Source organism: Liquorilactobacillus satsumensis DSM 16230 = JCM 12392 (genome assembly GCF_001435195.1).
Classification (GTDB): Bacteria; Bacillota; Bacilli; order Lactobacillales; family Lactobacillaceae; genus Liquorilactobacillus; species Liquorilactobacillus satsumensis.
On record NZ_AZFQ01000023.1, the window covers coordinates 1 to 22,887 of the forward strand.

Genomic DNA, 22,887 nt, shown 5'->3' on the forward strand with positions numbered 1-22,887 from the left:
GGGCTCGTACAAAACTTAAGTTTTGTACGAGCCCGCTTCTTTAATAGAGCTTTTTTTCAAAATGTGTTCTTATTAACTGATCTCTTTTATCCCACTTCTACTGAAGAACGCGCACTGTTTGAGCCACATTCATGCTTTATTCCTGTTCTGGTTGCTCTGTCTCAGCAAGCGGTTTATAGAAATTGCGTCCATCCATGCCAAAGATTCTTTCCGAAAAAGTTCCCGGCTGTGTATGGCTTAGCGTTCCTTTTAACATCTGAATCGAAGCATCCAACTGATCAATTTGATGAAGGACCTCAGCCTCCAATAAATGCGGACGAACGGGTGAACCATATTCCAATAAGCCGTGATGTGCTAAGAGCATATGCCGCAAAAGAAGCATATCTTCACTTTCTAATGAAATTTTCAGCTGACCGGCTGCCTTGACAACTTCTTCATCTATCAACACAATATGACCAACTAAGTTTCCCGCAAGTGTATACTGGGTTGCTACCGGCCCAGAAAGTTCAATTGTCTTACCCAAATCATGCAAGATAGTAGCTGCGTATAATAAAGGGGCATTAATTTCTTGATATTCATGGGCTACAGCATGTGCTAAGCGCAGCATAGAGAGGGTATGGAAAGCTAAGCCCCCTGCAAAGGCATGATGATTCTTCTTAGCTGCAGGATAGCTGAAAAAATCTTCCTGATGTTTTTTCAACAAAAAACGAACTATTCGATTCCAATTAGGGTTGGTAATTTCAAAAATAGCCTGATTAAACTCTGCTTCCATGGCATTCTTTGAAACTGGTGCTTTCTGAACAAAAAGGCTAGGATCATTGGGCTCACCTTCTTTTACCAGGCGCATCCGATAAATTTTAATCTGCGGGTTTCCCTGATAAATTTCTCGCTTACCCTTAAGCAGCACAATCTTCCCAGGTTGATAAGCAGCAGTGTCCGCCGGAGATGCATCCCAAAACTTCGCACTAATTTCGCCAGAACTATCAGAAAAGTTGAACGCAATAAACTGGTTACCATTCTTAGCTACCCTGACATCCGCTGACTTAATAAGTACAAATAGCTCCATATTCTCATCAACCGCATATTCGTAAATCTTTTTATGACTCACGTGTAATCCTCCCTTGGTTTCAGTCGACTCTTAAAATGTTCTCTTTATCTACCTTATCATATAAAAATGAAATATCGACTGTAAAACAGATAATTTGCGTCTCAGCACTAATTTCTTCTAAAAGTGCTAGTAATTCATTTCTGCGCTGCTCATCAAAATTGACAAAACAATCATCAATTAGGACAGGTAGCTTAATTGTCCGATTAATCTGCACAATAAAAGCCAACCGCAATGCTAAGTAAAGCTGCTCAGCGGTCGCACGCGATAATTCGCGTACATCATATTGTGTTTTATTTTTATCAACTAACTGCAAGTGGCGTTCTACCATTACAATTTTTTCATACTGATCGCGTGTCAGCCGTCTAAAATAGTGTTGTGCCAACTGCATAACGTGCGGCAAGGTATGCTGTGACATTATTTCTAGTACTTTTTCCAAGCACTGGTTTGCAGCATTCAACGCAAGCCAGCTGTCAACTTCAGCTAAAATCTGTGCCTGCTTATTGGCAAGCTCTTGTTTTAATCTTAAGATACGCACTGACTTGCCAAATTGTTCCAATCTAACTTCTTTTTCAGTGATACTTACAGTCAGTTGAGAAAGTCGTTCTTTTTGGTGTTGGAGCTCGTCTTGCTTTTTGCTCAAGTGCGCTTTGAATTCTTCTCGACTCTGATAACGCCGTAATTCATTTTGAACTTCAGCTGGAAGCTGTGTCTGCAAACCTTGCAACTTTGCATTTTTTTCTGTATTTTGTTGCTGCTGCAAATACTGTGCTTGCAGATGTGCAAAAGAACTTGCCCCATTTTTTTGCAGCTGCTGCTTTAACTGTTCAGTTAAAGCATTCAATTCTGCAGTTACTCTCTCATGTTCTTGTCGATAATAATCCAAAAACCGATCACGCTTGCTGCGTTCACGTAAAGCATCTTTAATCCGTGTTTTAAATTGCTGCAAACGTGCTAACCGTTTTAGCAATTCCACGGGTAGTTGCAAGCTAGCAGTACAAAAAGCACTCGCTTGTGTAAAAAAAGCAAGCTGTTCCAAGAGTTGTTGCAGTCGTTTTGCCTCCACACTCTGCACCATTAAGTCTCTTTCCTGCGCAGATCCTGTACTCAAGGAATTTTGGGACCTGGATTCTGACTGTCCGCTTTTTTTAGACATACTCTGCCACACGGCAAAAAGTGCAGCCAATAATCCACCAACAGCTAGCAATTTAATTGTAATTTTCGAGCTAAAGAAGCTGAGCAAAAGACAGCTACCTGCAATTAGTGCCCATCCCAGCAAAGCGAGCTGCCGCCTATTTTGCTTAAAAAGTGGTTTTTGAACTTTTTTTCTGGTCCTCCTCAAAACTTCATTTTCCCTTGAAGCAGCTTGTGGAGAAGACAACTGCTGGTTAACCGTTTGTTGTAATTCCAAAGCAAGTTGTATCTCAGTAGAGTGAACGTCAAGTTGGTGAAAAAGATTGTCAAACTGGTCCTTGGCCGCATCGTATTTTTGCAACTCTTCAAGATTAATTGTTTGCTGCCCCTGTTGCATCAAAGCTTGAGACTTAGCTGTCAGACTATTACTGGAATCCTGCTTGGTTTTTACCTTGAGCTGCAGTTCCTGTAAAGCGGTAAACTCTTGCGGCGTCAATCCAATTGGCTGCTGGTTTTTCTCTTTAGTTCGAAGACGTTCCAATTCAACAAAAGTAGGCCACAAATTATCCAATTGTCGTTGCCGTAGCAGCTCTTTTTCTAGAATTTTAATTTGGTTCTTGACCGCTTCTTGCTGTTCTTTTTCTTTCTCAAGCGTCTTTTCCCACTCCACAAAAAGATGTGAATCACGATTGGCTGCTCGCAGTTCCTGCGTTTGTTTTTCGTAAGTTTGTAATAATCTATTCAGTTGGGGTAACCGCCCATTTGGTTTGTAAATTTGTTCCGCTTTTTTTTGCAATTTTTTTTGCAGCATCATGATTTGCTGACTGCCACTTGCAGCAATTGTCAAAAAACTTTTTTCCAATTCTTCCGGTGCCAACTGCCTAATCTGTTCCAAACTCGTTTGATCAACGGCATAAACAGCTTCAAAAAGATCGCTTGTCAACGAATTCAACCAACGCTGCAGCAAACTAGCCGGCAGCTGTTGTCCCGTATTAAGGGATGTAATTACCAGTTGCCCCCCTTTTTCGCCTTCAAGCCGTTCTAATGTATATAATTGTTTTTCCTGCTCGATTATTAATTTGCCGCCATATCTTGCCCCATTTTTAGGTTCATAACGCTTGAAGCGCTGACGCCGGTCAACAAAGCCAAATAGGATTGCACTAATAAAGGCTTTTAGCGTTGATTTTCCCGCCTCATTTGCACCCGTAATAAATTGCAGCTTATGCTCAAAATCAAATTTTGTATCTGTGAATTTGCCAAAACCGTAGATCTCAGCCTGTAATATTCTCATCATCATCAGCTTCCTCAACTAGATCAAATACTGCTGCCGTCTCAATCTCTTGTTGCACTTCCTTTTCTAAAAGGTGCTTCTCAATAAAAGGATAGTTCAACAATTTACCTGCCATTGCAGTCAACTGACTGCTTTGAAAGGTTTTTTGCCGAGCCTGTGCCAAAATTTCTTGGTCAATTAAGGAGATTGCAGGTTCACTTATTAGTTGCGCACTCAGCTTTTCAACATAGAGATTGGGCAGCTCTTTAAGCAAATCACGCAAGCGGCGTACTAAAAAGCCGCTGGAAACTTTCTCCTGCAGACTAGTTGCCGTACCGTGTGTCAAAAAAAGCCGCACAGTTATCAATAACAATGCAATTTTATCATTTTTTTGAGACAGTTTTACTAATTCGGAAAAGATCCTTTGTTCGATCTTGGCCTCATCTTCACCCTTTTTAAGCGTAAAATCCACTGTTTGCCATCTAAGCGTCTCCATTGGACAAAAATGCGGTACAAGCTTCCCAGCCTGTTCTTCTACCACATAGAAGCCCTTGCTACCGCTTTCTTTCCGATTTTTTCCTTGCAAACAGCCGGGATAAACGATTGGAGGATCAGCAGCTAATTCCATCCGTTTATGAATATGCCCTAAAGCCCAGTAATCATATCTCTTTGCCAGCAACTCTGGAATGTCAAAGGGAGCATAATGACCTCCAGGATCGTTTTCCTTCAATGCTCCATGCAACATGCCCAAATGCCATTTTTCAGGTCCTTTTCGCGGAAATTGCTGCAAAATTCCACTTGTCCAACGTTGTGCATAGCTAAAGGAGGTCAAAGCTACTTCTGCTGTGCCTACTCTAAAATGTTTTGTCATGGGATAATTTGGAAAAAGAAAGACATTCTCGGGGAAAAAAACGTGCTCTTTATCAAGGTTCAAATAGTCATGATTTCCTAAGCAAAGATAAACACTAATTCCTGCTCGCTGTAGTTTCTCAAATTGTTCATGCACTGCCACCTGCAACGCAACACTCGGAGCATGATTATCGAAAAAATCACCTGCGATTAGTATAAAATCAACTTTTTCGCGTAAAGCCGCCTTAACTAATTGTGCAAAAAGTTGATTTGTATGCTCATGCAGCAACTGTAAATATTTTTCTGGAATTGTCGTTAACCCTTCAATGGGACTGCCAAGATGCAAATCAGCGGTATGAATGAACTTCATGCGATGACCTCTCAATCTAAAAAATACTTTTGCGATAAAGACAAAAAAGCACGAATTATTGCCTCCGGGGGATAATTCGTGCCAATGCTGTCAGCTTTACAGCAGTGAGGATCTCTGCCTACTGCAGAAAATACAGCACTTGCCTCTTAATCTTTAGCTGTATACAGTTCTTCGACTGGTTTAAACATAATACCATGCACTTCATCGATTATTTTAGCAAGCGTCTGTTCCTTTTCCTCAAGTTCCAGCAGTGCCTTATAACTAGAAGCTTTCTTTCCCTCTTGTGTCAATGCATCCAGATCTTGTTGTTCAACTTTTCCAGAAACTTGTTTTTTGCCGAACTCGATTTGCATTTTTTGCAATTTTTTAAACTCGGCAAAAGCCTCATCATCAGTTTTCAATTGGTTGTATGCCTTTGTTAATGCTTTGAATTCAGCACTTTGACGAATTTGGTCTTCAAATTCATAAGCTGCATCATAAAGATTAGACATTTATTTTTCTCCTCCATTATTATTCACACTTAAATTGTACCATGCTTTAAGCTAAAATACGCCTTAATTGCCGAACCACTGTTCGACTTTTTGCTTTCCAGCGTCAAAAAGATCAGCTGCTTTTTTACCAAGATCAGAAGCTGATTTAGAAACACTATCTCCAGCATTCTTCAAACCGTTCCATAGACTGGAGCTACTCTTTCCCGAAGTTGCGACTCGAGCAGAAGCACTCTTAACTTTAAAGGAAGTTTGCGCTGTATTTGGCAAAATTCCTTCCATTTCGTCTTTGAAAAGAGCTGACCCTCCACGTGTTCCTTCATTTTCCAAAGAGTATTTTGTGTTATCAAATCCGACCCAAGTTGCCACCACCACATCTGGAGTATAGCCAATATACCAATGATCCTTATCATTAGTAGTCTGTCCATCAGCGCTTTGTGTGCTACCAGTCTTACCAGCTATTTGATAACCTGCTGGTTTGGCAGCAGTTCCTGTCCCATTCTGATAAACATCCAGCATCATACTCGTCATCTCACGCGCATTTTTTTGACTGAGCACCCGTTTGCTGGAAGTTTTGGTATTATCAACAATTACTTTTCCTGATGCATCCACAATCTTTCTGATCAAATGCGGAGAAGTCATTTTACCGTCGTTCGCAAAAGCTGTGTAAGCACCCGCCATTTTTGCGGGTGACTCTCCTTGCGATAAACCACCTAGTGCCAAACTTAAATTGCGGTCACTACTTGAAATATTCAAATTGAACTTTTTAACCATCTTGTAGCCTGCATCCACCCCGATTTTATTTAAAAGCCAAACCGTTGCAGCATTTTTACTCTGTGCAAGCGCCTTATACATCATAATATTTCCTGCATAAACATCATTCCAGTTATGCGGTGTATACTTGTTGCTGCCATAAGATTTGAGTTCATCTTTTAAGGTTGAATCATAATGATAACCTGCCTCTAATGCTGGAGCATAGACCGCAATTGGTTTGATGGTTGAACCTGGTGAACGGATTAATTGCGTCGACCTGTTATAACCACGGAAAACATGTGTGCCACTGCGCCCACCCACAAGAGCCATAATATTACCTGTGCTTGGTGAAACTGCGATTGATGCTCCTTGTGCTTTCGTTCCGTCTGCTGCATTGTAAGGGAATAAGGTTGAATCTGCAAAACTGTTTTGCATCTTCTCTTGATAAGTCTGATTAAGCCCTGTATAAATCTTGTAGCCGCGATTCATCACATCTGACTCGCTTAAACCATACTTATTAATTGCTTCAGAAATTACTGCGTCAAAGTAATAAGGATAACGGTAGCCAGAAGCATATTGGTAACGGTCATTTGTCACCATTGCAGTTGCCTGATATTGCTTAACCTGTGTCTGCGTTAATTTCTGATTTGCACCCATCAACTCCAATACAACATTTCGCCGTGCGGTTGCACTTTTAGGATGATCTAAAGGATTAAAACCACTGGGATTCGTCAACATTCCCGCTAAAGTCGCTGCCTGCGGCACAGTCAGCTGATTTGCATGCACCCCAAAATACTTTTCTGAGGCATCCTCGACTCCCCAAACACCATTTCCAAAATAGGCATTATTAAGATACATCGTCATGATTTCTTTTTTAGAATATTCATTTTCAACCTGCATGGCAATAAAAATTTCTTTTGCCTTACGCGAAAAAGTCTGTTCTTGGGATAGTAACGCGTTCTTAACCAATTGTTGCGTCAGAGTACTTCCGCCACCACTGATATAGTTACGTCCAAGAATTTTATTTTTGGCATAGAGCAAGACTGCACGTGCAATTCCTTTAAAAGAAAACCCGTACTCATGATAAAAATTCTGATCCTCAGTCGATAAAACGGCATTAACCATGTTGGGCGAAACTTGATCAAGCGACTTCCACGTTCCTTTTTGTGAGTATAAGTATCCTGCCTTTTGGCCCTTTTCATCATAGATTTCGGTTGAACGTTCCAGTTCTGATTTTAAATCCTTAACGTTGGTTGTCTTAGCGACAAAAACAAGATAACTACTCATCAAAAGAAAGATACTCAAAATAGCGATTGTCAGCCAACGCCATAACTGAAATCGCAACCACTTCTGTTTGAACCACGCCGCAAAGCGTTGTGAAATCTTTTTAAAATTCTGCCATAATTGTGAAAAAAAGGAATTGACATCCATGCTTCATTTTCCAATCTTTTATAAAGTATAACTTTAATTCTACCATAAGGATTTTTAAGAGCAAAACCGAGTACTAATTATTAGATTTAATTAAGAAACTCATTGTGCTGACTCATCGTGTTGAGCATACTTAGTAAATAAACTATTAACTTTACGTGCGTCCTCTTCAGACTTGCTAATGACTAAAATAGTATCATAACCGGCGATTGTGCCGACAATTTCATCAAGTGCAAGTTCATCAATGATTGCAGTCAAAACATTAGCATTATGCGGCAAGGTCTTAACAATATTAATAAATTGCACGGGTACAACCTCAAGCACCGCCTCCGAAATGCTATTGTAGAGCTTCTCTTTTTCTGAAACTGCATTACCTTTGAAAATCGCGTAGTGGATCTTTCCACTGCTGCTTTGCTCCTTAACAATCCGCATTTCACGCATATCACGCGAAATAGTTGCTTGGGTTGCTGCAATCCCGTTTTGGGTTAACAGCTTCATCAATTCTTCTTGGGTGCCGACTTCATACTGTGTAATCAATTGTTCAATCTTGGCCTGTCGTGTCTCTTTTTTCATTTATTTTTCCTCGCTGTTTTTGATTATGATCATAATCATATATTATAACAAATTATCTGTTTTTATTAACTCAACGCACTATTTTTCAAACAGAAACTTTATACTTTTCGTAAAAAGCCATCCCTAACCTCAAACGTTTACCTTCTGTCACTAAACCGCCATCTTGTTGCAAAGCTTTAAACGTTGCACAAACTGTTTCTCTTGTTGTCCCAGCCATCAACGCTAGTTCTGTTTGCGTCAGCCATTCTGGGACCGGCCGGCTACCATCTTCACTAGGATCACCAGCCTTCTTGCTAAGATATAGCAAAAAGGTAATTACTCTGATTCTTGGTCGTGAAAGTGCGAAGATTGAACGGTGATTAAGCATATCACCTAAAATAGTACGCGTCCCTGAAATAATAAATTCAAGCGCTGCTTGATTACTCCCAATTAACTTTTTAAAGAATTGTACGGGAACTGCTGCAATTGAAACCGGTGTGAGCGTCATAATCTCATAATTGCTGACACCCTCTCCTACTATATATTCAAAAGAGCAAAAATCATCGACTCCTAACGGCAAAGAAGCGATCCTTTCCCCATTAACACTGTACTTGCGAATACTTACCAGTCCCTTAGTTATTAAATGGATGCAGCCTCCATAATCCTTCCCCAATTGCTGCAGTTTCTCACCTTTTCTCAACTCTCTAAAATTTACATGTGCTGCAAATTCCATTTGTTGCTGTTCATTCAGTAACAAAAAGAACTGCAATTGTGCTAATCTTTCTTTAACTTTTGGTGTATCGTATCTTCCTTCCATGCCATTTCCCCCAATACTTAATTTAGCTGTGTTTTCTCAAATAACCAACCTATCAAACAAAATCTGACTTGCCTTTATTGACAAAGCTTGCTCAATTAAAATACGCAACTTCTACGCTGACTTTACAAAATTTTTACTATTTGAATAAAGCAAAAATTATTACATCTTAAAGGGCAAAAACGGAGCCGTGACAAAACTAATGTTTTGTTGCAGCTCCGTAACTTGGCCCTACAATTTTTGAGTCAATGCATCCCAACTAATAAAATCTCACTGAGACATTCAAACTCTTTAATTGTACTTTAAGCTTTCATTCTAGTTTCTCCAGAACCTCATTTTTCACGTTAGGCAATAGAAGCAATTTTCTAGATTAGTTTAAAGTTATCTCTATTTTTTTAATGCACCTGTGACTGTATCAAAATTATATACTTTGCCGTCAATCTTTTGCTGACCGTAGACCATTTTTCCACTCTCATTGTAATATACAGTCTTGTTTTGAGCCGCAAGATATTGCCAGCCGGTCTTCATTGCACCATCGTAATCGTCAAATAAGTACCAATCGTTGCCGATCTTCTGTTGTCCATATTGCATCCACCCCTGACTGCCATAGTCAACCGTCTTATTTTGATCCGCCAGATACTGTAAACCAAATTTTTGTGCTCCAGTTAATGTATCAAAGTAATACCAGCGACCGTTAATCTTTTGTTGCCCATATTGCATTTGCCCATTGCTTGCATAGTGAACTAGTTTATTTTGGTTTGCAAGATATTGCCAACCAGTTTTCATTGCACCTGTATAACCATCAAAGAGATACCAGTTATCGCCGACTTTTTGCTGACCATATTGCATCTGACCCTTGGCGTTGTAATAAACAGTCTTATTTTGACCATTAATATACTGTAAACCGGTCTTCATCGCACCGTCATAACTATCAAATAGGTACCACTGTCCGTCAATCTTCTGCTGGCCATATTGCATCTGACCTTGATTACCATAAAAGACTGTTTTATGCTGATCCGCAAGATATTGCAATCCAAATTTCTGCGATCCAGTCACCGTATCAAAGTAGTACCACCGACCATCGATTTTTTGTTGGCCATATTGCATTTGCCCATTACTTGCATAATGGACCAATTTGTTTTGGCTTGCGAGGTATTGCCAGCCAGTTTTCATTGCACCTGTGTAACCATCAAAAAGATACCAGTCATCACCAATTTTTTGCTGACCATATTGCATCTGACCCTTAGCGTTATAATAAACAGTCTTGTTCTGACCATTAATATATTGTAACCCGGTCTTCATCGCGCCATCATAACTATCGAACAGGTACCACTGTCCATCAATCTTCTGCTGACCATATTGCATCCATCCCTGGCTGCCATAATCGACCGTCTTATTTTGATCAGCAAGATACTGCAGCCCAAATTTCTGCGATCCAGTCACCGTATCAAAGTAGTACCACCGACCGTCGATCTTTTGCTGACCATGTTGCATTTGACCGTTAGTAGCATAGTGGACCAACTTATTTTGAGCAGCAAGATATTGCCAGCCAGTCTTCATCGCACCTGTGTACCCGTCAAAAAGATACCAGCTATCGTTAATCTTTTGCTGTCCGTATTGCATCTGACCCTTGTCGTTGTAGTAAACAGTTTTATTTTGACCCTTAATGGATTGTAATCCGGTCTTCATTGCACCATCATAGCTATCGAACAAGTACCACTGTCCATTTATCTTTTGTTGCCCATATTGCATTTGACCAGCATTGTTATAATAGACTACCTTATTTTGATCTATTATCTTTTGAAAACCAGTCTGCTTTGTCCCAGTCGTAGGATCAATCAGATACCAATGTCCAGCAGTATCCTCTAGCTGCGCGTAATACCTTGCTTGTGAAGAATCACCAGCTGCATATTCTGCCCGTTCATTTTGAGCAACTAAAACTGCTGGAAGAAAGGCAGTACGCTCAGTGCCAACATAGAAATATTCGCCGTTGTCATTACTCTTCAATACATATTCTGACCCGCGGCCAAGTATGTTTGTAGCATTCAGATATTTTGCAGACCATTCCTTAATTTTAGTGCTCCCATCAATCGGAACACCGGTAACTGCTTGGTTCTTAGTAAACAGTTCAGGATACTTTTGCTGCAATTCAGCGAGGAATGCTCCACCATACTTATTCTGGTATTCACCGCCGCCAATCGTATTAGCAACATAGAGTGAATCATGAATGCTGGAATCGCTAATCCAATTACCATGATCGTCAGTACGTGTAACTGTAACTGTTTCCTGACCAGGTAAAGCATAGATTTGATCGGGTACCCAATCAGCAATTGCCTGAATTCCATTGGCATGCAGTGCTGCAATCGCATTTCTCAAATCAGCCGCAGTTCCATATTTCGTAGGCGTTCCAAATCCTAAATCATAACGATCAGTAAATGCATACCCATTATCAATCATCGAATCCAAAAAGCTGCCATCACTGCTTGAACGATATTGCGGTGCCAGTTCAAAGCTCGTAATCCCAAGCTGCTTAAAGGCGGCTGCATTTTGGGCAATTACAATATTAGCGTACTGTGAGCGCTCCTGTGGGTAAGAAATAAAGTTAGAAAAGCCTTCAAAAATCACGTTTGAATCTAATGCTGCATTGGAATGGAAAACCTTGCCGTCAGTTGAAGTCTGATCTGAGGCCGCAGTTCGTGCGTCCTGCTCAGCAGCTGCGCCAACTGGAACCCACACAGCCAAGTAACCAGTAACTTGCGGAGTAGCTACCCCTTGAATTGCGGTATTGGCAACCGTTTGACCAGCGACAACCAGATCTTTATTCGTAAAAATTAGATCACCATTGTTATCTGTGTAAACTACCGGCGCAGCAGTATCATTTTCGTAGTTGACCAGTCCAGTGCTAGTCGTTAGCACTGCCGCTCTGAATGCCTGGTTTTTGTGTGCAGCACCCATGTGCAACACAACCTGCTCGCCGTCCTTCAACTTCAGGTCAGTGTTATTAGCGATGATTACGCCGACACCCTCAGTTCTTGTTTCAGACGTTCCTTGATCTGTAACATTCAATGCTCCCTTGCCAAAACGAACACTTGTCAATACGTCGTTTTGATCTACGGCCATTGTCTGACCGCCACCCACATATTTGATTCGAGATTTAAGTAAGTTGGTGAGCGTGTCGTAATAGATTGTTTTTTGTGAAAGATACTGTCCACCTTCTGAATACATATCTCCATAAAAAACACGTGGAACAGTATCCTTGTTAGTCAGTAACATTGCATAAGCACTTGGAATATTATACTTGTTATATTTCTTTACTGTAGAGTCTTGGTCCTTATAAAATAATTCCAAACCTTTCTCAAGATCAGCCCAAGTAAATTGACCATAGGGTTTTCCTGTTGCATCTTGAATTGCTTGCCTTACTTGATCTTGTGAGTTAGAGTCATGTGCTCTTACAAAACTATAATTTGGAATCGCTGTGTCTTCAGTATCGTCATTTGTTCTGTTAATTAAGAACCATTGGACAAAACGCGCCATTTTATCATTTTGACCTTGTGCATTTGTCAACGAACTATTGAGCTGCACACCCATATAATTATCCATCGTGAGTTGAGAGGCACCATGCTCGCTAATATAAGCTGGGTCATTCATCCCCCAATCTTCAAGAATTGACAGATGTTTATTAGCGCTCGCATCACTTTGATTTGTACCGTAAGCTGCGTTGAAATAATCAGCTGCAATTTGGAGCAAATCGGCATCGACATTATCAACAGCATCCACCCGAATCCCATCGAAATTGGCATTCGCATTATTTGCAGTAATTGTTCCAAAATTAGTTAGATAGTATAACCAATTTAGTTGTTCAGCCTGAACAGTTGGATTGGAGTTGTCGATATCATTGGCTAATAAAAATTCAGCATCTTTATTTGACTTACCATCTAAATATCCTGGAGTAAAACCTAACTTGCGATAATCAGAGTTTGCCCAAGGGGTTAAGCTACTATTTTGATAAGCTAAAAAACCGCCTTGTAATTGCAGCCCATAATATTGAACATCTTCGCTCTCTTTATTCCAAATTGTCTCTTCTTTGACAAATTTTGACATAACATCACGCAGCCAAGTCACATTCCCCGTGATTTTTAGTGCACGTTCAATTGTAGCCTGGACTGCCTCAACTGCTCCATTTAATTCCAATGAAGTGTCATTGGCTGAATAGGTTTTGGTAGCTGCCACTACGCCGCGACCGGCCATGTAATTCAAATAGTCAGCTTGCACCTGTTTGCTTGGCCACCATGCCATCAATAAAGGCCGGAAATCACTCGCACTTGATGCAACCCACTGCTGTCCATTTGACAAGATATACTTAGGAACGTACCATGAATCAGCTGTCAGATATCCATTAGTATTTTCAAAGCTTTGTGCATCGTACGATTTAGCTACATTGTGCGCCGCAAAATCAGCAACTTCTTTTGCGGATGCCTGACTTTCAGTCAACTTATCCTGTGGAAGTAACTTAGCGCTCCCATCACTGGCAAAACAGTATAATCTACCATCGATTGTCTGCGTGGTGTTTTTCCTAAGAATGCCATCTTCTCCAAAATAATATGTAACCTTATTAATCTCTTGCAGACCGATTTTATATTGCGTACTGCTCTCCAAGTAATAGGTATTACCATTTTGATCAGTAAAAAAGCCCTGTTGTGCTACACTACTGTCAGCATTATATGCTGCAAAGGTATCACCATTTGTTTTAGAATAGGCGATCGCATTTCCGGAATGTGGATCAAAATAATAGGTCTGCTTGCCTACAGTGACATATTCACCCTTAATCTGAACACCTGTCTGCGGGTCAAAATACTGTACATTCCCATCAATTTTTTTCAGTCCCTTAACAACATTTCCTTGATCATCAACATATGTCCAAGTATCGTTGTTAGCAACATAGTGCCCATTTTGCAAATTTGTTTCCGTGTCTACTAAAGGATCCTTTGTTGCGGTATCTTTGTTTGTCTCGCTTTGAGATGATGAGTTGCTTTGAGATGATGAGTTCGGTTGAGCACTACTTGACTGTGCTGTTGAGCTCGCTTGAGAGCTGCTTTGGCTGCTTTGTGAACTAGCTTGACTGCTTGAAGTCTTATCAGCATTCGTTGAACTCTTAGCGCTGCTTGAAACAGCAGCTTCAGTTGAAGAAACATGACTAGCGGAAGTCGTAGTATTAGACTGGCTATTAGATACCTTTTGTGTACTACTGCTACTGTTGGTTTTAGAATCTGAGTCACTAGCACTACTGCTAGTGGAAGTCGTAACCTTAGCACTGCTTTTCGCCTGCTCGCTTGTTTTTTCGGCTTGCGTTGAACTGCTTGTGTTGCTTGAGACAGTCTCACTGCCTGCAGTCACAGTCGCATCATTGCTAGCAGCTGCAGCATGCTCACTATTTATTCCTAAAAGGCCATAACCAATCGTTGTGACTGTGATCGCTGCAAAAACCCAATTTTTCCCCTTTTTATACATCTTATAATGCGTCTTTGTTTCCTTCACTTTTCTCTCCCCTTAAATTCTGGTACCGAAGACAGCTGCTTTCATTATGAAAACATTTTATCTTCTTAGCCCCCCGAAATTCCAATCTCTTGAAAATATAAAAAAAACACTAATTAATTAATTTGAAAAAAGATATTTGTTTTCATAACTTTCTTTTCTTGTTTTTATTCTAACATGATGTGTTGTGTACATTAAATATTTTTTTAAGATAAAACGGTTTCTTTTTAAAAAAATATTATTTTATTTTTGGGAACTTAAAAACCCATTTTTGGCTTTCAAAGTTCCTCTTTTCACCCAAAATAATCAGCCAGCATACCTTGGTAATTTTCTACCTAACTACAAAAGAGAGTGTGACATAAGTCGGGAAAATTTGAGTGCTAACTCAAAATTACGAACATCGTGAGTACTTTGCTATGAGTATTTCGAAGTTAGACGGAGAATTTTGACTTATGGAACACGTTTATCCGGAATAAAAGAGGGAGTGTGACATAAGTCGGGAAAATTTGAGTGCTAACTCGAAATTACGAACATAGCGAGTGCTTTGCTATGAGTAATTCGAAGTTAGACGCAGAATTTTGACTTATGGAACGCGTTTATCCGGAATAAAAGAGGGGCTGTGACAAAATTTAACTTTTGTCACAGCCTCCTTTGTTTTATTTTACTTTATCCGCATTAATACACATCAATAATTAGTCTTTTATATTAAACTTGACTTGTATTTATTTGGATTGCTTTTGTTCTAATTAGTTCTTTGCTTTTTCATTTTTTCCATCTTCAAGTGGCAAAGAAGTCGGGTCCGCCTCTTCAGGAGATTCCTCATCAGCAATTCCGTAAGCCTTCCTGACCTTGAGCGTAATTTCCTGCATTGTTTCTGGGTGATCAGTGAGATATTGCTTAGCGTTTTCTCTCCCTTGACCAATTCGATCTTCCCCGTATGAATACCAAGAACCACTCTTTTTAACAATTTCTTTTTCGACAGCCATATCAACTAATTCACCTGTCTTAGAGATACCCTCGCCATACATAATGTCAACTTCAGCTCGCTTAAATGGTGGTGCAACTTTATTTTTCACAACCTTGATACGCACTCTATTACCAATAATATCGGCACCATCTTTGATCTGCTCAGCTCTACGTACTTCCAGACGGACAGTCGCGTAAAATTTCAACGCCCTTCCACCTGGAGTAGTTTCTGGGTTGCCAAACATCACTCCGACTTTTTCACGAATTTGATTAATAAAGATTGCAATTGTTTTAGTTTTGTTGATAGTCCCCGAAAGTTTTCTAAGCGCCTGAGACATCAAACGGGCCTGCAATCCAACATGCGCATCTCCCATTTCGCCTTCAATCTCAGCTCTTGGAACCAACGCTGCCACGGAATCAACCACCACAATGTCAATTGCTCCTGAGGAAACAAGTGCATCAGCAATCTCTAAGCCCTGCTCTCCAGTGTCTGGTTGTGAAAGCAAGAGCTCATCAATGTTGACACCTAAATTCGTGGCATATGCTGGATCCAGTGCATTCTCTGCATCAATATATGCTGCAACCCCACCGTTATGCTGGACTTCAGCAACTGCATGTAAAGCAACCGTTGTTTTACCAGAACTTTCAGGTCCATAGACTTCAACAATTCTTCCGCGCGGATAACCGCCCACACCCAGCGCTTCATCTAATGCAAGCGACCCACTTGAAATTGTCGAAATCTGAGTGTCAGCTTTCTCACCCATGCGCATAATTGAACCCTTACCAAAATTTTTTTCAATTTTTTTTAATGCAGCATCCAATGCTGCCTGACGTTCATCGGCCAAATTGTTTCCTCCTAACAAATTCGTACAGTTTAAACCAATCTGTTCACCTGTCAATGATACAGGTAAGAAAATTAAAATGCAAGAAAAAGCGAACAAAAGTTCGAGTTATTTTATAAGTTCATGCCGTAGCCAGTCTAATCCAGTCAGTACTGACCTTTCTCTGATGTATGGTCTGGCATTTGAGAAATGAAACAAACGAGCTTCAACAGGCTGATCTTTAAATGCCAAGCCAATCCAAACAGTGCCAACAGCATTACCTTCAAGTTCATCTGGTCCGGCCACACCTGTAAATGAAATTCCAATCTGGGTGCCAAGCTGATTCTTAATTGCACTTGCCATCAACTTGGCAGTTTGTGCACTGACTGCCCCTTCAGTTACAAGTACCTCTGCTGGAATTTTCAGCAACTTCATCTTGGCTTCATTAGAGTAGGTAACTGCTCCACCTGCAAAAACACTTGAAACTCCTGGTACATCGGCTAACATTGCTTGAAAAGCTCCAGCTGTAAGACTTTCTGCTGCAGAAATTGTCAACTTCTTTTGTTCCAATAAGTTAACAACTACATTCACTAAACTATTTTGATCGCCATAGCCATATAGATACTCACCTACCCTAGATTGAATTTTTTGTTCAACTTCATCAAGCAATTTTTTAGCCACATGTTCATTTCGACTGCTGGCTGTCAATCTTAAAGTAACTTCACTAGTTTTCGCATAGGGTGCAATTGTAGGATTGCTTTGGTGGTCAATTAAATCTGCCAATTTTGTGACCAATAAAGACTCTCCAATTCCAAAAAAGCGCAGTACACGTGAATATAAATGGTGATCTTTAAAGTAGGCTTTTTGCAGCAAGGGTTGTACTACCTGAGTAAACATTGGTTTTAACTCCCCTGGAGGCCCAGGAAGAAGAAGAAAATCTGGACCCTCTTCGTTTTGATAAAAAATTCCCACTGCAAAACCAGTTGAATTTTTTAACGGGTGAGAACCAGCAATGTACAATGCCTGCAAACGATTATTTTCAGTCATCGGACGTCTTGTTTCTTTATAAAAACGTGTGATTTTTTGCATTGCTGCTGCATCCTCAATCAGTGGTTTATTCAAATAACGTGCCACCGTTTGCTTTGTCAGATCATCCTTGGTTGGGCCGAGTCCTCCCAGCAACACAACGAGGTCACTGCGCTTAGCAGCCAGTGAAATTGTTTGTTTCAATCTTTCTTCATTATCTCCGACTGTTTCTTCAAAATAAACATCTATTCCTAAATCTGCCAATCGTTTTGAAACAAATGGTCCATTCGTGTTGACAATTTGTCCCAACAAAATTTCAGTCCCAACTGCAATAATTTCTGCTTTCATTTTGAATGCCCCCTTATGTAAATACGCAGTCTCACGTTAAAATATTTTCCAAAGCAAAGCGAGAACCTCTTTGGTTACTTGCTCCGAATTTACCGCGTATGTACGACTGCGTAATTTTAAAATCCAGCTAAACATATAAAACGAGACCGCGACCACCTAAAACTAGTCACAGTCTCGTTTATGTTACTTATCGAAAGAATCTGCAAAGATACTTCGACTATTTATGAAGTATTCTGCCCCAGAATAAATCGTAAAGAAGAGGCAGATATATAATAAAATTTCTCCTACTGGAAGATTAATTGCTGCAAAAAAAACATTGTTCAGCAACAAAAAAATGATGGAAAACATTTGAGTCATTGTCTTAATTTTTCCTGGCATTGCAGCTGCAATTACCTGACCGTCATTTTCAACAACAATTAACCGCAAACCGGTAACTGCCAATTCACGGCAAACGATGATTGCGGCCACCCATGCAGGAACCTTTCCTAATGACACTAGAATAATGAAGGCTGTCATTACAAGCATTTTATCTGCTAAGGGATCAGCAAATTTGCCAAAATTAGTCACAAGATGCTGTTTTCGTGCAATCTGACCATCGGCAAAGTCAGTCAGTGAGGCACCAGCAAAAATGACAGCTCCGATAACTTGAACTACCGGAATAGTCGTGCCCCCCAAAGAAACGCTTCCCCAAGCCAAAGGTAGACACAGCACCAGCATGAAGATCGGTATTAGGAAAATGCGAATAACTGTTAACTTATTTGGTAGATTCATTATTATTTTAGCTCCCCCTGTAAGTAAAGCTTTATTTAACGTTGACTGTTAAAGTTCTCACAGTCAAAGAATCATTATCTTTTTTAAAGTTGAAATTTTTGCCATTTATCTTTAAACTTGTAGCATTTGAGTTACCTAAATTGATTGTTAAACTCGTCGTTCCACTTGGCAATGTAACAGCGTGTGTTTGTCCATCACTTAGCGTTCCCTGCCATTGTTGCGTTCCGTTAACCGAAACAGCACTCCAAGCATTTGAACCAGAAACACTGAATTTCACGGTCTCAATCTTGGTAGCACCTGATAAATTATACGTAAATGTCGAGCCTGAATTGGAAGCAAGCTGTAGCTTAGTTGCACTTTTTTTGCTTGAAGATTTCTTAGCTTTACTTGTACTTTTTTTAGCACTTGAAGTCGCTGCAGCAGAGGATTTCTTAGCTGCAGTTTTTGTTGAAGTTGCCTTCTCCGATGAGACAGACACCTTGCTGCTACTGCTTTCAATCTGCTGCGTCTGTGCGGTCTTTTGATGATTGTTCCAAGCAACAAAGTAAATTGAGCCTAAAATAATCACAACGATTGTGACAATAACAATCGTGGGCAGATAACTCAAAACACGATTGAAAGTATTAGTTTTTTCCATACTTTCCCGGGTAGTTTCAACTCGCGCACTTCTTGTATTAGCAACTGGCGTCTCCTTAACTTCTTCTGGGGCGTCTTGTTGTTCAAATGTATTCAAAAACTGTGCTGGATCAAGCCCGACAGTCTCAGCATATTGTTTAATAAATGCTTTGACATAAAAATCACCCGGAAGTGCAGCAAAATTTTCGTCCTCAATTGCAATCAGATAACGCTTTTGAATTTTGGTAATCTGCTGCAAGTCATCAAGCGTATAACCCTTCTCTATACGTGCAGTTTTTAAAGTCTTTCCAATCTCACTCATTTTTAAAACTCTCCAATATTATTAAATATCTTAGTTCAACTATCTAAAGTTCGTTTCTAGTATATCATAGCTGTTACGAATAATTAATTAAGAATCGTTTATTTCAACCAGCCACCAGTCACATAAATCGTCTGTCCTGTCATGTATGCAGCCCGTTCATTTAGTAAAGCGCTCACCCAATAGCTGATTTCTGAAGTCTTAGCAAAGCGTCCCAACGGAATTTCACGATCAACCTGGCCCTTTTCTTGTGCTGAAAAAAGTGCGTTCATTTGGGTTGCAACTGCCCCTGGTGCAATCACATTCACTGTCATCCCTAAGGAGGCTACCTCTTTACTATATGCAGCGGCAAAAGCGGTTAACGCTCCCTTAACCGTGCTATACCCAACTTCCATTGCACTCCCAGTACCACCATAAACAGAGCCGATGAAAATAATTCTGCCAAAATGGTTCTGTGCGAGCTTCTTCTCCAGCAATTGGAGCAAATGTAATGGGGTCGTAACCTGCATTAACAACATTTCATGTAGCCGTGCTGGCGGCATTTCGCTAAAAAGACCATAACTCGTTGTTCCTTCAGCAAAAATCACCGCATCAATTCCAAACAGCTGCTTTTCAATCTGTTCAGCGCTTTCCTTTTCTAGAAGATTTGCCTTGATGCCTAAAAAATCTTGTTGCGGATAGTGCTGCCTAAACTGAGCTAACGCGCTTGCAACTCTGGCAGCGTTGTTGTTGTAGTGAAGATAAAGTGACCATCCTTGTGCCGCCAAATCTTTGGCAACCGCAGCTCCAATATCGCCAGAAGCTCCTATTATCAGCGCCCATTTCATCTCAATCGTCCTCCTTTGGACAAAGCTCATAGACGCTCATCCCCGGCTGTGAAATAAACTTAGCGGCTGTTTCTAACAAATACTCCAAGGTAAGTTCTTGTAATAACGGGATCTTGTCAAAGAGAGTTGCATCATCAAATAAGCTGCCTTCGTATTGTTCAGCAATTGCTTCAAGGACATTCATCGCACGAATTTGCCTGCCAATAAACTCTTTTTTAGCAAGCTGAAATTCAACCGTCTGAGTTTTTAACACAGAAGTTGCATGCAAGATTAAGGAGGTTAATTTGGCACGAAAAATAGCTGGCTGGTCAGTATCTCCACTGAACCATACAAAATGGAATCCACGTTCAACCACCACGCTATAATCAAAGCTGTCATCAACAATTCCTTGATTATACAATTCTTGATAGTCTTGGGAAGACTCACCTAACAATAAGTAAAATAGTAGTTGCAGTGCCAGTTTATATTTCAATCCTGCTTTTCCTGCAGGCAGGCGATCAAACCCTCTTATGCCAATTGCAACCTTGGCTCGTTTAACAGAAAATGCCAACTGCTGCTCAGGATTTACGGCCTTAGCTGCAACTTCATTCCTGCCATCTAAGCGCTGTGGCACAATGGCTGGCGCAAATTCTTTCTTTGCTTGGTTTTTATTAATCCACTCCAGTGTTTCTGTTACATCTATAGCACCCACCATAAAAAGGTCCATGTTACTTGGGTGATAAAAGGTCTGGTACAAGTCGTACAAGTCCTTTACACTAATTTGATTGACTGAGTCAACTGTACCTGCAATATCGTAACTAAGCGGCTGCCCTGGATAAAGATTTTTTACAAGGCCTGCATATAGACGCCAATCAGCATCATCAGCATACATGTTGATTTCCTGAGCAATAATCCCTTTTTCCTTGGCAACACTTTTGGCTGTAAAATATGGACTCTGCACAAAATCTAACAAGATTTCCAAATTCTCTTTAACATTAGTAGTTGTTGAAAAAAGAAAGCTAGTTTTTGTATAAGAAGTAAATGCATTTGCATCTGCGCCGAAGTGACCAAAAAGTTCAAACGCATCATGGTCCTTTTTTTCAAAAAGCTTATGTTCTAAAAAATGTGCACTTCCGGCAGGCACTTTTCTGACTTCTTGCGTATCCGGCAAGCAGAAATGTGTGTCATTCGAACCAAAGTCCGTCGAAATAATGCCATATACTTTATGAAAGTTCGGACGTGGCACCAGATTGACTTTTAATCCGTTTTTCAAAACTGTCCGGTAAACACATTCACCTAATAGCGGATATTCTATTTTTTTCATTTAAATTACTCCTTATCTAAAAAATAGACCGCCTGAAGCTTTGTCATCTTCGCGGCTGCTTGTATTTGTGCAAGTGTTACGTTTTGAATTCCCGTTATCCAAGAAGTCGTGGACAAGGTTCTACCGGTCAGTATCGCTATCAAGACTCGTTGCATCACATTTGCCTGACTATCAAGTCCACTTAAATATTCATTAATCAAAGATTTTTTTGTATCTTCAATTTCTTGTTGTGTTACACGTCCTGCTTGAACATCCTTGAGTTGAGCTTCAATGATTGCAAGTGCCTGTTCTTTATTCTTAGGATCAAGACCAGTCCGGACTGTCATTACTCCGCGAAAGCTATCATAGCTGCTGCTTGCATAATAGGCAAGCTGTGCTTTTTCACGCACATTAACAAATAATTTGGAAAGCGGCAAGCCCCCGAAAAGGCCTTCAAAAACCAAAACGGTAAAATATAAAGGGTCAGCAAAGAAGACTGGCAATGAAAAACCAAGGTTGAGTTTTCCTTGAGTCACTTTTTGCTTTTCTTCTTTTTTTCTAAGCGCATGTCCTTCCTGCACATAAAAAATTTCTTCCTTTCTGAGATTCCGTGCTGCGAATGGAAGTTGCTGAGCTAACTGTCTACATCTTTCCTCTTTCACATCACCGGAAACAATTATCTCGATCCGATCTTTATTTAAGCACTCTTGATAAGAGCTTGAAAGTTGGCTTGCTGTAATTTTCAAAAGTTCTTGATAGTTACCAAAAGATGGCAATGCTTGTTTTTCATCGTCAAACAAAAGCTTTTGCAGTGAAAGATCCGCGTATAGCTGCTTATTATCTTGTGTTGCACCCGCATAATCAACTACGTTCCTTTTTTGACGTGCAAACTCTGCCACAAAAGCAGCAGGTTTTTGACTTACAAGCGGACGAAACAAGATTTCTTGCAAAAATGAAAACCCTGCTTGCAATAAATCTTCCTTTTCTGCCAGAAACTCATCATTTACGCAATCAAAAGAGACACTCAAAAAATGCAGGTTTCCTCTACGAACACTCGAAATCTCAAAGCCTGCACCGTACATTCTAGCAAGTTCATCAGCAATCGCTTTTTGATCGGGATACTTTTGGCAACCACACTCTAGAAGTGCTCCCAGCAACAGTCGCTTAGCTGCTTGGTGGCAGTCAAAGCCGTTATCAGATTAATCGTTATTCTAGTTGTTTTAAATTGCTTAGTCGGAATGACTGTGAGCGCCACTCCTTCTTTCAGTTCAGTACGCATCTAATTCCTCCTCAAAAAAGCATACACTTCATCATAAACGAAAAAAATTTAAAAGACAATTAAGCATTTCACAACTACAATCTTTTAAAAAGTTGGTTGCTGAAGAAAGAATGTAAAAAAGGATGTGCCACCAAGAGAGTGTGACATAAGTCGGGAAAATTTGAGTACTAACTTGAAATTACGAACATAGCGAGTACTTTGCTATGAGTAATTCGAAGTTAGACGGAAGATTTTGACTTATGGAACACGTTTATGCAGAATAACTAGAAAAAGAGTGTGACGTAAGTCGGGAAAATTTGAGTGCTAACTTGAAATTACGAACATAGCGAGTGCTTTGC

16 protein-coding genes are annotated in these 22,887 nt (G+C 40.2%); all 16 read right to left on the reverse strand.

The genetic code is table 11. From position 1 onward, the window contains the following. Nucleotides 1–136: 136 nt before the first annotated feature. Nucleotides 137–1,108 carry a 3'-5' exoribonuclease YhaM family protein gene (locus FD50_RS02715; RefSeq protein WP_156653472.1) on the reverse strand — a complete coding sequence of 324 codons (972 nt, stop codon included), beginning with the start codon at nucleotides 1,106–1,108 and terminating at the stop codon, nucleotides 137–139. A gap of 19 nt (nucleotides 1,109–1,127) precedes the next feature. After that, on the reverse strand, nucleotides 1,128–3,533 hold the full coding sequence (locus FD50_RS02720; RefSeq protein ID WP_162256064.1) for an ATP-binding protein: 2,406 nt from the start codon (nucleotides 3,531–3,533) through the stop codon (nucleotides 1,128–1,130). Next, nucleotides 3,511–4,728, reverse strand: a complete 1,218-nt coding sequence (locus FD50_RS02725) for a metallophosphoesterase family protein (protein WP_056960124.1) — start codon at nucleotides 4,726–4,728, stop codon at nucleotides 3,511–3,513. The genes FD50_RS02720 and FD50_RS02725 overlap by 23 nt, the downstream gene beginning before the upstream one ends. A 146-nt stretch (nucleotides 4,729–4,874) precedes the next feature. Then, a complete protein-coding gene (locus tag FD50_RS02730) occupies nucleotides 4,875–5,219 on the reverse strand; it encodes a YlbF family regulator (RefSeq protein ID WP_054757964.1) in 345 nt (114 codons plus the stop codon). Between the two features lie 63 nt (nucleotides 5,220–5,282). Beyond that, complete coding sequence (locus tag FD50_RS02735) at nucleotides 5,283–7,400, reverse strand: PBP1A family penicillin-binding protein (protein ID WP_056960126.1); 2,118 nt, start codon at nucleotides 7,398–7,400, stop codon at nucleotides 5,283–5,285. A 99-nt stretch (nucleotides 7,401–7,499) separates the two neighbouring features. Further along, a complete protein-coding gene (locus tag FD50_RS02740) occupies nucleotides 7,500–7,970 on the reverse strand; it encodes an arginine repressor (RefSeq protein ID WP_054757962.1) in 471 nt (156 codons plus the stop codon). A gap of 85 nt (nucleotides 7,971–8,055) precedes the next feature. Then, the gene (locus FD50_RS02745) at nucleotides 8,056–8,766 is read right to left on the reverse strand and encodes a Crp/Fnr family transcriptional regulator (protein WP_056960128.1); all 711 of its coding nucleotides are present in this window, start codon (nucleotides 8,764–8,766) and stop codon (nucleotides 8,056–8,058) included. A 384-nt stretch (nucleotides 8,767–9,150) separates the two neighbouring features. Further along, nucleotides 9,151–14,298: a glycoside hydrolase family 70 protein gene (locus tag FD50_RS02750; RefSeq protein ID WP_056960130.1), complete on the reverse strand. Its 5,148-nt coding sequence runs from the start codon at nucleotides 14,296–14,298 to the stop codon at nucleotides 9,151–9,153. 743 nt (nucleotides 14,299–15,041) lie between these two features. Further along, nucleotides 15,042–16,106 carry a recombinase RecA gene (gene recA / locus FD50_RS02755; protein ID WP_056960132.1) on the reverse strand — a complete coding sequence of 355 codons (1,065 nt, stop codon included), beginning with the start codon at nucleotides 16,104–16,106 and terminating at the stop codon, nucleotides 15,042–15,044. A 105-nt stretch (nucleotides 16,107–16,211) separates the two neighbouring features. Then, nucleotides 16,212–17,456 (reverse strand): competence/damage-inducible protein A, encoded by a 1,245-nt coding sequence (locus FD50_RS02760; RefSeq protein ID WP_056960134.1) that lies wholly within the window; start codon nucleotides 17,454–17,456, stop codon nucleotides 16,212–16,214. 183 nt (nucleotides 17,457–17,639) lie between these two features. Then, nucleotides 17,640–18,227 carry a CDP-diacylglycerol--glycerol-3-phosphate 3-phosphatidyltransferase gene (gene pgsA, locus FD50_RS02765; RefSeq protein WP_056960135.1) on the reverse strand — a complete coding sequence of 196 codons (588 nt, stop codon included), beginning with the start codon at nucleotides 18,225–18,227 and terminating at the stop codon, nucleotides 17,640–17,642. Between the two features lie 31 nt (nucleotides 18,228–18,258). Further along, nucleotides 18,259–19,164: a helix-turn-helix domain-containing protein gene (locus FD50_RS02770; protein ID WP_056960137.1), complete on the reverse strand. Its 906-nt coding sequence runs from the start codon at nucleotides 19,162–19,164 to the stop codon at nucleotides 18,259–18,261. A gap of 98 nt (nucleotides 19,165–19,262) precedes the next feature. Further along, a complete protein-coding gene (gene ymfI / locus FD50_RS02775) occupies nucleotides 19,263–19,988 on the reverse strand; it encodes an elongation factor P 5-aminopentanone reductase (RefSeq protein ID WP_056960139.1) in 726 nt (241 codons plus the stop codon). A gap of 1 nt (nucleotide 19,989) precedes the next feature. Then, on the reverse strand, nucleotides 19,990–21,291 hold the full coding sequence (gene yfmH, locus FD50_RS02780) for an EF-P 5-aminopentanol modification-associated protein YfmH (protein ID WP_056960141.1): 1,302 nt from the start codon (nucleotides 21,289–21,291) through the stop codon (nucleotides 19,990–19,992). A 5-nt stretch (nucleotides 21,292–21,296) separates the two neighbouring features. Next, on the reverse strand, nucleotides 21,297–22,427 hold the full coding sequence (yfmF, locus tag FD50_RS02785) for an EF-P 5-aminopentanol modification-associated protein YfmF (protein ID WP_054758064.1): 1,131 nt from the start codon (nucleotides 22,425–22,427) through the stop codon (nucleotides 21,297–21,299). Beyond that, nucleotides 22,409–22,549, reverse strand: a complete 141-nt coding sequence (locus FD50_RS12635) for a hypothetical protein (RefSeq protein WP_156653473.1) — start codon at nucleotides 22,547–22,549, stop codon at nucleotides 22,409–22,411. Before FD50_RS12635 ends, yfmF begins: the two co-directional genes overlap by 19 nt. Nucleotides 22,550–22,887: the final 338 nt, after the last annotated feature.

Excerpts from the sequence above, each read along its gene's own strand:
- FD50_RS02720 (WP_162256064.1), bottom strand. The coding sequence starts at position 3,533 with ATGATGAGAATATTACAGGCTGAGATCTACGGTTTTGGCAAATTCACA.
- FD50_RS02725 (WP_056960124.1), bottom strand. The coding sequence starts at position 4,728 with ATGAAGTTCATTCATACCGCTGATTTGCATCTTGGCAGTCCCATTGAA.
- FD50_RS02730 (WP_054757964.1), bottom strand. The coding sequence starts at position 5,219 with ATGTCTAATCTTTATGATGCAGCTTATGAATTTGAAGACCAAATTCGT.
- FD50_RS02735 (WP_056960126.1), bottom strand. The coding sequence starts at position 7,400 with ATGGATGTCAATTCCTTTTTTTCACAATTATGGCAGAATTTTAAAAAG.
- FD50_RS02740 (WP_054757962.1), bottom strand. The coding sequence starts at position 7,970 with ATGAAAAAAGAGACACGACAGGCCAAGATTGAACAATTGATTACACAG.
- FD50_RS02745 (WP_056960128.1), bottom strand. The coding sequence starts at position 8,766 with ATGGAAGGAAGATACGATACACCAAAAGTTAAAGAAAGATTAGCACAA.
- FD50_RS02760 (WP_056960134.1), bottom strand. The coding sequence starts at position 17,456 with ATGAAAGCAGAAATTATTGCAGTTGGGACTGAAATTTTGTTGGGACAA.
- pgsA (WP_056960135.1), bottom strand. The coding sequence starts at position 18,227 with ATGAATCTACCAAATAAGTTAACAGTTATTCGCATTTTCCTAATACCG.
- FD50_RS02770 (WP_056960137.1), bottom strand. The coding sequence starts at position 19,164 with ATGAGTGAGATTGGAAAGACTTTAAAAACTGCACGTATAGAGAAGGGT.
- ymfI (WP_056960139.1), bottom strand. The coding sequence starts at position 19,988 with ATGAAATGGGCGCTGATAATAGGAGCTTCTGGCGATATTGGAGCTGCG.
- yfmH (WP_056960141.1), bottom strand. The coding sequence starts at position 21,291 with ATGAAAAAAATAGAATATCCGCTATTAGGTGAATGTGTTTACCGGACA.
- FD50_RS12635 (WP_156653473.1), bottom strand. The coding sequence starts at position 22,549 with ATGCGTACTGAACTGAAAGAAGGAGTGGCGCTCACAGTCATTCCGACT.